This window comes from Mesorhizobium sp. P3_A10 (assembly GCF_056403175.1).
In genome coordinates, this window is the sequence record NZ_JBFUFZ010000001.1 from 334,614 (window position 1) to 346,693 (window position 12,080).

Here is a 12,080-nt window from a genome sequence, read left to right on the forward strand (position 1 = left end):
GGAGTTTTTGATGAAGCTTTTTGACGGCATGGCCAGATTTCAACCGCAGGCTCTGGGCATGCTCCGCATCGTGACGGCACTGCAATTCGTCGAGCACGGCACCCAGAAACTGTTCAATTTCCCTGTCAGCGACCATGCCGGCGCCCTGACCGGGCTGACGCTGACCGCGGGCATTCTCGAATTCGCCGGCGGCATCCTGCTGGCGCTCGGGCTGTTGACCCGGCCGATCGCGTTCCTGCTGGCCGGCGAGATGGCCATTGCCTATTTCATGGCGCACTACCCGCGCGACTTCTTCCCGGTCAACAACAGCGGCGATTCGGCGATCTCCTTCTGTTTCATCTTCCTCTATCTGGTGTTTGCCGGCGCCGGCGCTTTCGCGCTCGACAACCGCCGCAGCGCTTGACGCCTTGAAGCGGATGCGCGCTTCAGGCGCGCATCCGCTCGAAATTGGCGTCGAACAGCGGCGTCGGCTGCATGCGCGCGGCATGGCGCTTGCCCAAAAGTTCGATCTCGAAACCGTCGGTCTCGTCGGCAATCTCCTTTGGCACATAGCCGAGAGCGACGGACACCTTCGAATGGTGCGCATAGCCGCCTGACGTAACCCAGCCGCGCACGGCGCCGTCGAACCAGATCGGCTCATCACCGATGACATCGGCATCGATTGCTTCGACGACGAAGGCGCGCAACCTGAGCCTGCCGCCTTGCTTGCGCTCGGTGAGTGCTGCCTGCTTGCCGATGAAGTCGGCCGCCTTGCCATAGGCGATAAAGCGGTCGAGCCCGGCTTCGAGTGGCCCGTAGATCGGTCGATACTCGCGCGCCCACGAGCCGTAATTCTTCTCCAGCCTGAGCGCATTGAGCGCCCGCGAACCGAACAGGCCGATGCCGAATTCCTCGCCCGCAGCCATCAGCGCCAGATACGCAGCGCGCTGATATTCCGGCGCCACCCAGATCTCGTAGCCGAGATCGCCGGTGTAGCTGACGCGACCGATCAGGCACGGCGCCATGCCGATGTCTATTTTTGCGACCGCCATGAACGGGAACACGGCATTGGAGATATCCGCGCGGGTGACTTTCGCCAGCACCTCCCGCGCCTTCGGGCCGGCGATTGCCAGACCAGTCAGCTTTTGCGCCAGCGCTTCGATGCGAGCCGAGCCGTCGGCAGGCAGATGCGCCTCGAACCAGCGCATGTGATATTGCTCGGCGACACCGGAGCCGGCGATGAACCATTCACCGTCGCCAATATTGGCCAGGGTAAAGTCACCGATCAGCCGGCCGTCTTCCTTCAGCATCGGCGCCAGCGTCATGCGGCCTGGCTTGGGCAGCTTGCAGGCAAAAATCCGGTCGAGCCAAGCGGCTGCCCCCTCGCCCGTCACCCTGTATTTGGCAAAGTTCGAAATCTCCGCCAGGCCGACGCCATCACGGACAGTCGCGACTTCCTTCGCGACATGGATGAAGTCGCTGGACCGACGCCACGAGAACTCGTCCTTGACGCCCTCGGGCGCATACCAGAGCGGCACTTCGAGCCCGTAGGAGACGCCCCATTGCGCGCCCTTGGCCGACAGCAGATCGTAAATCGGCGTCGTCTTCAGCTGCCGTCCGGCGGGCAGTTCCTCATTGGGGAAGCGGATCGAGAAGCGGCGCGAATAATTCTCGCGCACCTTGGCGTTGGTGTAGGCCATCGTCGCCCAGTCGCCGTAGCGCGAGACATCCATTGCCCAGATGTCGGCGCCGGGATCGCCCTCGATCATCCAGTTCGACAGCGCCAGTCCGACACCGCCGCCCTGTGAAAAGCCGGCCATGACACCACAGGCGACCCAGAAACCAGGAAGGCCGCGCACCGGCCCGACCAGCGGATTGCCGTCGGGAGCGAAGGTGAAGGGCCCGTTGATGATCTGCTTGATGCCGGTGTTCTGAAAGGCCGGGAAATGCCGGAAGCCAACTTCGAGCGACGGCGCGATGCGGTCGATGTCCGGCTCCAGCAGTTCGTGGCCGAAATTCCACGGCGTGGAGAATTCGGACCATGGCTTGTTGGCCTTCTCATAGGTGCCCATCAGCATGCCGCCGCGTTCCTGACGCAGATAGAGCTCGCCGTCGAAATCGACCGCGTGGATGATCTCGGTGCCGGTCTTTTGGTTCCAGGCGGCGACCTCCGGCATGTCCTCGGTGATCAGATACATGTGCTCCATCGCCAGCACCGGCAGTTCCAGCCCGACCATGCGGCCGACCTCGCGCGCCCACAGGCCGCCGGCATTGACGACATGCTCGGCCACCACCTCGCCCTTGTTGGTGATAACGCGCCACATCCCGTCGGCGCGCCGCACGATGTCCTCGACCTTGGTGAAGCGCTCCACTTCCGCCCCAAGCTTGCGCGCGGCCTTGGCATAGGCATGGGTGACGCCGGACGGGTCGAGATGGCCGTCCTCCTTGTTGCGCACCGCACCGACGAACTGTTTCGGGTCGAGCAGCGGCATCAGTTCGGCCGCCTCGTTGGGCGAGATTTCCTCGAGATCGATGCCGAGATAGCGCCCCTTGGCGACCACGCCGCGCAACCAGTCGAGCCGCGCTTCAGTTGCCGCCAGCAAAACGCCGCCGGTCAGGTGCACGCCGGTCGCCTGCCCCGACAGCTCCTCGATCTCCTTGTAGAGCGAGATCGTGTATTTCTGCAGCTTGGCGACGTTGGGATCGCCATTGATCGTATGCATGCCCCCGGCCGCGTGCCAGGTCGAGCCCGAGGTCAGCTCGTCGCGCTCCAGAAGCACCACGTCGGTCCAGCCATGGCGTGCCAGATGGAACAGCACGGAGCATCCGACGACGCCACCGCCAATGACCACGACCTTTGCATGCGATTTCATGGATTTTTCTCTGATATCAGTGGGTTGGATGGATGAGATGAATCAGGATGGGAAGCATCACGGCTCGCCTTGCCCGATCGCTCGCTTGCGCCTGGCCACATAGGCCTCCAGCGCCTCGCGCACGGCGATGTCCATCACCGGCTCGACATAGTCTTCCAGCGCCTTCTTCCACAGCCGCGTCGCCCGTGCCGTGGCGTCGAGCCCACCGGCTTCCTGCCACGCCTCGTAATTCTGCCAGTTGGACAGCATCGGTTGGTAGAAGGCGGTGGCGTAGCGCTCCAGCGTGTGCGGCTCGCCAAAGAAGTGACCGCCGGTCGGCACCGCGCCCAAGGCCTCGACGGCAAGTTCCGCCTCGTTGACTTCGATCGGGCGCAAGAACTCCATCATGTGCTGGATCATTTCGACATCGATGATGAATTTTTCGAACGACGCCGTCAGCCCGCCCTCCTGCCAGCCGGCGGCGTGATAGACGAGGTTGCCGTGGCCGAGCACCGCGCCCCACAACGCCATCAGCGTCTCATAGGCGCCTTGCGCGTCGGCGGCGTTGGAGGCCGAGCCCGGCGTCGTGCGGTAGGGCAAATTGTAGCGCCGCGCCAACTGCCCCGACGCGATGTTGGCCTTGGTGTTCTCCGGCGTGCCGAAGGCCGGCGCGCCCGACTTCATGTCGACATTGGAGGTGAAGGCTCCATACATCACCGGCGCGCCGGGGCGCACCAGCTGCGTCAGCACGACGCCGAACAGCGCCTCGGCGTTCTGCTGCGCCAAGGCACCCGCCAGCGTCACCGGGCTCATCGCTCCCATCAGCGTGAACGGTGTCACCGCCACCGACTGGCCGAACTCGGCCATGGTCATCAGCCCCTCGGCCATCATCTCGTCGAAGCGGCGCGGCGAGTTGACCGAGATGATGGTGGTGACGCCGGGATCCTCGCGCATCTGGTCCAGCGTCATCCCGCGCGAAATTGCCATCATCTCGATGCCGTCCAGCGCCCTGCCCCGGCCGATGGCCGAGACATGGAAGCTCTTGTCGGTCAGCGTCAGATTGGTGAAATAGGTGTCGAGATGGCGGGCATTGGCCGGCAATTCCACCGGCGCGCAGACCTGGTTGCCAAGCATGTGGATGCAGTTGAAATGCTGCGCCAGCCGGGTGAGATCCGCATAGTCGCGCAGGTTTCCGGCACGGCGCCCGCGTTCCATGTCATGCACATTGGGCGGTCCGGCGACGAGCGTGAAATTGATGGTGTTGCCGCCGAGATGGACGGCATGGGCCGGGTTGCGTGGCGTCAACGTATAGCTGGCCCGCGTCGTCTTCAGCGCCGCTTCGACCATGCCGCGATCGATGCGGACATTCGCCGTCGCATGATCGACCCTGGCGCCCGCCTTCTCGAACAGCGACAGCGCCCGCGGGCTCATCACCTCGATGCCGAAATTCTCCAGAATGTGCATCGACGCCTGGTGGATTGCCTCGATCTGGTCGACCGAGAGCATCGCCATTGGCGGGTAGGGATTGGTCACGCACCGGAGCGGCAGTTGCGGAATGGCAGCGGGCCCCCGGTTGCTGGTTCGCTCGGCGCCGCGCTTGCGTCTGGGTTCGGTCATGCCGGCATCAAAGCCCTGGCAGCTCGGCCGGGCTGTCAGAAATACGCCATTGGCGGGCGTGATTTTAGCCAAGGCGGCATTTCCAGGATATCTATCCGACAAAACCGCCAAAAAAGGTCGGAATATTGATATCTGGCCTGCTCGACCGAAAGCGCTCTACAGGCGGTTAACAAATGCGGCAAGATTCCCTTTAGGTTTTCGGCCTATTCGTCTTCCCATGGTCAGGTCGAGTTTTAGTAAAATTGTAGCTGTTTGCGTGCCGCTGGCGCTGTCGGCCTGTGCGACGCCGCCAAGCCACATCAACGATGTCTGCGCCGTCTTCGATCAGAACGATGGCTGGTTCGACAACTGGCAGGCGGCGGCCGAGCGCACTGAGCAGAAATACGGCATACCGGTCCCGGTGCTGATGGCGACGGTGCGCAAGGAATCCGGCTTCAAGAGCAACGCCAGGCCGACGCGCACCAAGCTCCTGGGCTTCATTCCGTGGACGCATGTCTCGAGCGCCACCGGCTTCTCGCAGGCGCTGGACGGCACGTGGTCGCAATACCAGAGCGAGACCGGCAACTGGGCGGCGCGGCGGACGAAATTTGCCGATGCCGTCGACTTCGTCGGCTGGTACCATTCCAAGACGGCCGACACCTTTGGCGTCGCCCGCAACGACACCTACAATCTGTACCTGGCCTATTACCTCGGCTGGACTGCCTATCAGCGCGGCAATCGCGGCGACGCCGGCGTCCAGGGCTATGCCCGGGCGACCGAAAAGATGGCCCGCGACTATGCCGATCAGCTAAGACGATGCGGCAACTAGCACCTTCCCGGTTTAGGGTGTGTTGAGATTCTGGTCAGGCCGAGTCGAAAATGGAGGCTTTCTAGAACCGGAGCGGAGCGGACATTCTAGTCCGTGAGCACTGGAAGCGCAGAAAGCCACCATTTGCAGGCCGGCCTCACCAGAATATCAACACACCTTAGTGCCGCCTTGTCGTATCTTTCGGCTTCTTGACACCGGTTTCGGAAGCCTCGTCGACCACTTTGAGGCGACGGACTCGCATCCCAGCCTGGCCCTGCTCCACGGAATCCCCGATCGCGTCCGCTGCCGCGGTCGACGATTTGCCACGCGGCCGTTTGGGCGCTGTTCCTGTCGAAGCCGGGCTTGAGCCATGCGGTGCGTCTTCCGGCACGCCTTCATGGGCTGCATGTTCCTTGTCGAACTTGATCACCGGTTCCATCTTCGCCAGCACGTCGTCCGATAGCCAGCACAGGCTCATATGGCCGTCGCCGAGATTCTTCACCGGCGGCACCTTGGTCTCGCACAGATTGTCCGGAACCAGCTTCTTGTAGCCGCAGCGGGTCTGGAACGGACAGCCCGAGGGCGGGTTCATCGCCGACGGGATATCGCCTTCCAGCACGATGTGCCGCTTGACCACGCTGGTGTCGGCGATCGGGATCGCCGACAGCAACGCCTCGGTATAGGGGTGATAGGGCGGCGAGAAGATCTGGTCGGTCGTGCCTTGCTCGACGATATAGCCGAGATACATGACGACGACGCGGTCGGCGATGTAGCGCACGACAGACAGATCGTGGCTGATGAACAGCATCGTCGTCTTGTTCTTGCGCTGTATGTCCATTAACAGCTCGGTCACCGCCGCCTGCACCGACACGTCGAGTGCCGACACCGGCTCGTCGGCCACCACCACCTTGGCATCGCCGGCAAAAGCTCGCGCCACGCCGATGCGCTGTTTCTGGCCGCCGGAAAGCTGGCGCGGCTTGCGGGTTTCAAATGCCCGCGGCAGCTTCACCAGGTCGAGCAATTCCAGCATGCGCTTGCGGCGGTCGGCCACTGTGTTGCCGACATTGAACTTTTCCAGCGTCCGGATGATCTGCGAGCCGACCGAATGGCTGGGGTTCAGCGTGTCGAACGGATTCTGGAACACCATCTGGATCGACGACACGGTTTCGACGCTGCGCTTTTCGATGCCGGTCGACTGGATCTCCTTGTTGCCGAGCGTCACTGTGCCCGAGCTTGCCGTTTCCAGGCCGAGCAGCACCTTGGCCAGCGTCGACTTTCCGCAGCCGGATTCGCCGACGATGGCAACGGTCTCGGATTCGCGCGCCATGAACGAGATCGTCTCGTTGGCCTTGACGACCCGGCCTTCGCTCGAACCGAACACCTCGCTGCCGCCGACCTTGTAGTATTTCCGGAGATCCTCGATCTTGAGCACCGGCGCGCCGGGCACGACCTTCTCATTGACCTTCTTGGCGCCCGGCGGCAGCGCCTCCCAATCGATCTCGTTGAAGCGAACGCAGCGCGAGAAATGGCCTTCGTGGCCCGCGACTTCGATCATCGGGATTTCGGCGGCGTTGCAGACACCTTCGACGAAATGGTGGCAGCGCGGCCCGAAATTGCAGCCCTTGGGCCGCTCATGCGGCAGCGGCAATTGCCCGGGAATAGAGATCAGCGGCCGCGAATTCTTGTCGGCGCCCGGCAGCGGGATCGAGCGGAACAGGCCTTGCGTATAGGGATGGCGCATCCGGTCGAAGACGTCCTTGATCTTGCCGGTCTCCACCGCCTCGCCCGAATACATCACCGTGATGCGGTCGCAGGTCTCCAGGATCAGGCCAAGATTGTGCGACACGAAGATCATCGAGGTGCCGAACTTCTCGCCCAGCCCCTTGACCAGGTCGACGATGCCGGCCTCCACCGTCACGTCGAGCGCGGTCGTCGGCTCGTCGAGCAAAAGCAGCGCCGGCTTCGACAGCAGCGCCATGGCGATGACGATGCGCTGCTGCTGGCCGCCGGAAAGCTGGTGCGGGTAGGAGCGCATCATGCGCTCGGGATCGGGCAGCTTGACCGAGCGCACCATGTCCAGAGCGCGCGTGTAGGCCTCTTCCTTCGACACCTTGTCGTGGATCAGCGGCACTTCCATCAATTGCTGGCCGACCTTCATCGCCGGGTTGAGGCTCGCCATCGGCTCCTGGTAGATCATGGCGATCTTGTTGCCACGGATGGCGCGCAGTTCCTCGTCGGAGAGCTCGCCCATGTCCTTGCCCTGGAACTTGATCTTGCCGCCGACGATCTTTCCGATGTTGGAGAGGTCGCGCATGATGCCGAGCGACACGGTCGACTTGCCGCAGCCGGATTCACCGACGATGCCCATCGCCTCGCCGGGCATGACCGTGCAGGAAAAATCCATGACGGCCGGTATCTCGCCCTTGCGGGTGAAGAACGAGATCGAAAGGTTCTCGATCTCGATGATCGGGGCAGCGTTTGGCCCATCGGTCGGCTTGCCGGGATTTCGAACTGCCTCATTCATGGGTCGCTCCAATCCAATTTCTTTCAGGCGCGTCGGGTCGAAACCCGCAGATCAGTCTTTCATCGATTGTTCGCGCAGCGAGTCGGCGAGCAGGTTCAGGCCCAGCACGAACGACATCAGCGCAATCGTCGGCGGCAAAGCCGGGTGGATGAAGGAGCGCAGCAAGCGGCTGGCGTCCTTGATCGCGGTGCCCCAGTCCGGGCTTTCCGGCGCCAGGCCGAGGCCGAAATAGCCGAGCGTGCCGAGCAGGATGGTGGTGTAGCCGATGCGCAGGCAGGCATCGACGATAAGTGGGCCGCGCGCATTGGGCAGGATCTCCCACAGCATGATGTACCAGGGCGATTCACCGCGCGTCTGCGCCGCCGCCACATAGTCGCGGGTCTTGATGTCCATGACCAGGCCACGCACGATGCGGAACACGCCGGGGCTGGAGGCGAACACCACCGCCACGAAGATGTTGAGCTGGTTGGGATCGATGTGGATGATCTTGAACGGATCGGCATCGAAGACCAGGCCGAGATAGACCCAGCCGCCGATGATCAGCGTCAGCCCCAGAAGGATGTAGAGGCGGTCGGGCCGGTTCTTGTAGCGCGTCCAGAACAGCACGGAAAAGAAGATGATCGGGAACATGAAGAACAGGCCGGCCATGCCGTAGGGGATCGGGGTGTCCATGATGCCCGGCGTCACCAGCAGGTAGAACAGCAGGATCACCGGGAAGGCCAGCACCAGATTGGCGAGGAACGACAACACGGTGTCGATCTTGCCGCCATAGTAGCCGGCCGGCAGGCCAAGCGTGATGCCGACCATCAGCGCAAAACCCGTCGCCGCCGGCGCGATGATCAGCACGATCTGGCTGCCATAGACCATGCGGGAAAACACGTCACGGGCGAGCTTGTCACCGCCGAACAGATAGGCGAGCCCCGACTGCGGCTCGATCGCCCCCGGCAGCATGTCCTTCATGATCGGAATCTGGGCCAGCGGATCGAAGGGCGAGATGGTCGATGCGAAGATCGCCGTGAACAGCCAGAACAGGCAGATGCCGACGCCGACAATGCCGACGCCGCTGTCGAACAGCTGGCCGTAAAGGCCGAGCCTCTTCTTGTAGGCGAAGCTCGCCCCCATCACCAGGACGAGTCCGATCCAGACCGGCCAGAAACGCGCCAGCACGCCAAGCACGACATTGAAGCCGCTGAGATATTCGACCTGCATCCGCCCGCCCCCTACTGAACTCTGATACGCGGATTGAGAAACGCGTAGCCGACATCGGAAATGAGCTGGGTGATCAGGACGATGAACACCGAAACCAGCGAACAACCGAGCAAAAGATCGATGTCATTGTTACCGGCCGCCTCGACCAGCGTGTAGCCAAAGCCCTGATAGCGGAACATCACCTCGACGATGACGACGCCGGTGAGCAGCCAGGGAAACTGCAGCATGATGACCGTGAACGGCGCGATCAGCGCGTTGCGCAGCGCATGCTTGACCACCACGCTGCCAAAGGAGAGCCCTTTCAGCCGGGCCGTGCGGATATATTGCTGCGTCATCACCTCGACCATCGAGGCGCGCGTCATGCGGGCGATATAGCCGATACCGTAGATCGCCAGCGTCATCACCGGCAGTGTGAAATTGTAGAAGGTGATGCCCTGGCTTGCCGAGGCGGCCGAGCCGTTCAGCCAGCCGAGCCACGAGGCGAAGATGACGGTAAAGATGACGCCCGACACATATTCGGGCGTCGCCGTCGAGGCGATTGAGGCCACGGACAGCGTGCGGTCGGTTCGCGAGCCCTCGCGCATGCCGGCAAGAATACCGATCAACAGTGATATCGGCACCATGACCAACAGCACGCAGAGCATCAGGATGCCGGTGGCGCTCAACGCCGGAAACAGCTTCGACGCCACATTGGTCTTGAACTTGGTCGAGCAGCCGAAATCGCCTTGCAGGATGCCGGAGAAGGTTGGCACCAGCGGATCATTGCAGAAGGAGAAACGCTGCGCGGGCTTGCCCGTCGCCGGGTCCGTCACCGGCTGCTTGGGCATCAGGCCGAGCCATTGGCCGTAGCGAACGAAGAAGTTCTGGCGATAGCCATGCTCGGCGAGCCAGTTTTCCAGCTGCTCCGCGGAAGTATGCATCTCGGTCTGGCTGATCGCCAGTTTCTTCAAGTTCGGATCGAGATTGATCAAGAAGAAGACGATCATCGTCAGGCACAGCATCGTCAATGCCATGGTGCCGAGACGCCTGATAACGAAAGAAAGCATGGCGGTCCCCTGCCGGTCTGGTTGGGGTTGGAGCCTGCCGGAAAACCACCTCAGCCGCGATAGCGGAACTGGCTGTCAAACAGGCCCTCGGATGCAATCAACCCTGTTTTATTGCACGACTTCGCCTCAGGCGTCCGCAACTTTCTGCTGCGCCGACTTCCGGTTTCGATTCATGCAAGCAGTAAGGGGGAAGGGACGAACCGCCCCTTCCCCGATTGGTGCGATCACGCCTGGTCGAGCCAGATCTTGCCGTAGTCGCGCTCGAACGTCGGATGCATCTTGTAGTTCTTAACGGCGGCAACCGAGTGGCTGTAGAGCTTGCGCCAGTAAGGCTGGATGATGATGCCGGAATCCTGCAGGATCTGCTCGATGTCCTTCATCATGTCCTTGCGCTTGGCCGCGTCGGCGACCGAAAGCGCGGCGTTGAGCTTGGCGTCCCAATCGGGGTTCGACCATGCACACTCGTTCCAGGCCTCACCGGTGCGATAGGCCAGCGCCAGAACCTGGACGCCGAGCGGGCGCATGTTCCAGTTGGTCATCGACAGCGGATACTTCAGCCAGTCGTTCCAGAACGTCGAGCCCGGCAGCACCGTACGCTTCACCTTGATGCCAGCGTCACGCAGCTGCGCAGCGATGGAATCGCCGGTGTTCTTGTGCCAGTCCTCGTCGACCGTGATCAGTTCGTGCTCGAAGTCGGCCTGGCCGGCTTCCGCCATCAGGGCCTTCGCCTTGGCCGGATCACGGGTGAGCTTCGGCAGCTCGTAATATTCCGGATGGATCTGGCAGACATGGTGGTTTTCGGCGACCGAACCGGCATTGCCGTAGCCGAGCTGGAGAACGACATTGTTGTCGACGCCGAGCTGCAGTGCCTTGCGCACCTTCTCGTTGTCGTAAGGCTTGTTGTTGACGTTGGTGCGGCAGACGATGGTCGAGGCGGTGACGACTTCGGACTTGACCAGGTTCATGCCGTCGAGGATCGACACATAGTCGGCCGACGTCTCGAAATTGGTGTGCACTTCACCCGCCTCGAAGGCGCTGACCATGGCGGCCGGATCGGTGCCGTAGTCGATGAATTCGATGCCGTCGAGATAGACGTCACCGTCCCACCACTTGTTGTCGGCGCGGCGCTTGTAGACCACCTTCTGGCCGACATCGTAGGAGACGAGCTCGAACGGACCGGTACCGATCGGGCAGGCTTTGAAATCGCCGCCCTTTTCGTCGAAGGTCTTGTGGACGACGAGAGCGACGTAGTCGCAAATGCCGGGAATGATCGAGATGTCGGGCTTGGTCAGCGACAGCTTGACAGTCATGTCGTCGACCTTGGTCACCGCGCCTTCACGCAGCTTGCCGGTCTTGTCGTCGAATAGCGTGCCAAGACGGCCAGGCATGGAATTGCCTTCGGCAGCCTTTTCGCCCCAACGGTTGAAATTGTGCACGACGTCGTCGGCGGTGAACGCATCGCCATTGTGCCAGGTCACGCCCTTGCGCACATGCAGCACATATTCGGTGGCATCGTCATTCACATCCCAGCTCTCGAGCAGATAGGGGCGGAACGTGTATTCGGTGGTGTACTTAACCAGCGGCTCGAGCGCCTGGCGCTCGGCATTGGCGATTTCAGACCAGTCGGACTTGCGCGGATCCTTGGGATCCTTGACCCACTGGGCGACCTTCAGGATGCCGCCCTTCTTGGGTGCATCTTCGGCTCGCGCCTCGGTCGGCACAGCCAGGCCGAGCATTCCATAGGCCATTGCCGTCGATGCGCCGAAAACGCTGGCCAGGGCCAGGAACTCGCGACGATCCACCGTGCCTGCCTTGGCGTCTTCAGCCATCGCCAGGATGTGATCCGGAACGCGATCACCATTGCTCTTGTAAATTGTCATCACTAACTCCCATTGTTGGCTTTCTGCCTTTTAACATTCCGCATCCGCGCCGCGATGTCAAAGACGGCGTGGACTGAGAACATGTTGGAGAATGTGCAACTTTGGAAGGGGAGCGGTTCGCGTGATAACGACAGTCTTGGCGCAAAATTGCTACTGCGCCGCAGATTTCGTTCGAATCTCCGCAGC

Annotated in this window: 8 protein-coding genes; 2 read left to right on the forward strand and 6 right to left on the reverse strand. The window is 62.1% G+C overall.

Going from position 1 to position 12,080, the window contains the following annotated elements; all coding sequences use genetic code 11:
• The first annotated feature begins 10 nt into the window (after nucleotides 1-10).
• Nucleotides 11-403 carry a DoxX family protein gene (locus AC1DXU_RS01660; RefSeq protein ID WP_477363531.1) on the forward strand — a complete coding sequence of 131 codons (393 nt, stop codon included), beginning with the start codon at nucleotides 11-13 and terminating at the stop codon, nucleotides 401-403.
• Nucleotides 404-425: 22 nt separating this feature from the next.
• Here the strand turns inward: AC1DXU_RS01660 and AC1DXU_RS01665 are convergent, their stop codons facing one another.
• Both AC1DXU_RS01665 and AC1DXU_RS01670 read right to left on the reverse strand, forming a co-directional pair.
• Nucleotides 426-2,852: a GcvT family protein gene (locus tag AC1DXU_RS01665; protein WP_477363535.1), complete on the reverse strand. Its 2,427-nt coding sequence runs from the start codon at nucleotides 2,850-2,852 to the stop codon at nucleotides 426-428.
• Between the two features lie 57 nt (nucleotides 2,853-2,909).
• The gene (locus AC1DXU_RS01670; RefSeq protein WP_477363538.1) at nucleotides 2,910-4,448 is read right to left on the reverse strand and encodes a trimethylamine methyltransferase family protein; all 1,539 of its coding nucleotides are present in this window, start codon (nucleotides 4,446-4,448) and stop codon (nucleotides 2,910-2,912) included.
• Between the two features lie 217 nt (nucleotides 4,449-4,665).
• On the opposite strand from AC1DXU_RS01670, the gene AC1DXU_RS01675 reads away from it, so the two are divergent.
• The gene (locus AC1DXU_RS01675) at nucleotides 4,666-5,256 is read left to right on the forward strand and encodes a transglycosylase SLT domain-containing protein (RefSeq protein WP_477363541.1); all 591 of its coding nucleotides are present in this window, start codon (nucleotides 4,666-4,668) and stop codon (nucleotides 5,254-5,256) included.
• Between the two features lie 157 nt (nucleotides 5,257-5,413).
• On the opposite strand, the gene AC1DXU_RS01680 is transcribed toward AC1DXU_RS01675, so the two are convergent.
• The 4 genes from AC1DXU_RS01680 to AC1DXU_RS01695 all read right to left on the reverse strand — a co-directional run bounded on the left by AC1DXU_RS01680 (nucleotide 5,414) and on the right by AC1DXU_RS01695 (nucleotide 11,894).
• The gene (locus tag AC1DXU_RS01680) at nucleotides 5,414-7,759 is read right to left on the reverse strand and encodes a dipeptide ABC transporter ATP-binding protein (protein WP_477363544.1); all 2,346 of its coding nucleotides are present in this window, start codon (nucleotides 7,757-7,759) and stop codon (nucleotides 5,414-5,416) included.
• 51 nt (nucleotides 7,760-7,810) lie between these two features.
• Complete coding sequence (locus tag AC1DXU_RS01685; RefSeq protein WP_477312210.1) at nucleotides 7,811-8,968, reverse strand: ABC transporter permease; 1,158 nt, start codon at nucleotides 8,966-8,968, stop codon at nucleotides 7,811-7,813.
• Nucleotides 8,969-8,979: 11 nt separating this feature from the next.
• A complete protein-coding gene (locus AC1DXU_RS01690; protein ID WP_477312211.1) occupies nucleotides 8,980-10,014 on the reverse strand; it encodes an ABC transporter permease in 1,035 nt (344 codons plus the stop codon).
• Nucleotides 10,015-10,238: 224 nt separating this feature from the next.
• Nucleotides 10,239-11,894, reverse strand: a complete 1,656-nt coding sequence (locus tag AC1DXU_RS01695; protein ID WP_477312212.1) for an ABC transporter substrate-binding protein — start codon at nucleotides 11,892-11,894, stop codon at nucleotides 10,239-10,241.
• Between the last annotated feature and the right edge of the window lie 186 nt (nucleotides 11,895-12,080).

What these genes read in the sequence shown, in the direction of transcription:
- AC1DXU_RS01695 (WP_477312212.1), bottom strand. Translation starts at nt 11,894, where the DNA reads ATGACAATTTACAAGAGCAATGGTGATCGCGTTCCGGATCACATCCTG.
- AC1DXU_RS01685 (WP_477312210.1), bottom strand. Translation starts at nt 8,968, where the DNA reads ATGCAGGTCGAATATCTCAGCGGCTTCAATGTCGTGCTTGGCGTGCTG.
- AC1DXU_RS01690 (WP_477312211.1), bottom strand. Translation starts at nt 10,014, where the DNA reads ATGCTTTCTTTCGTTATCAGGCGTCTCGGCACCATGGCATTGACGATG.
- AC1DXU_RS01665 (WP_477363535.1), bottom strand. Translation starts at nt 2,852, where the DNA reads ATGAAATCGCATGCAAAGGTCGTGGTCATTGGCGGTGGCGTCGTCGGA.
- AC1DXU_RS01675 (WP_477363541.1), top strand. Translation starts at nt 4,666, where the DNA reads ATGGTCAGGTCGAGTTTTAGTAAAATTGTAGCTGTTTGCGTGCCGCTG.
- AC1DXU_RS01670 (WP_477363538.1), bottom strand. Translation starts at nt 4,448, where the DNA reads ATGACCGAACCCAGACGCAAGCGCGGCGCCGAGCGAACCAGCAACCGG.
- AC1DXU_RS01660 (WP_477363531.1), top strand. Translation starts at nt 11, where the DNA reads ATGAAGCTTTTTGACGGCATGGCCAGATTTCAACCGCAGGCTCTGGGC.
- AC1DXU_RS01680 (WP_477363544.1), bottom strand. Translation starts at nt 7,759, where the DNA reads ATGAATGAGGCAGTTCGAAATCCCGGCAAGCCGACCGATGGGCCAAAC.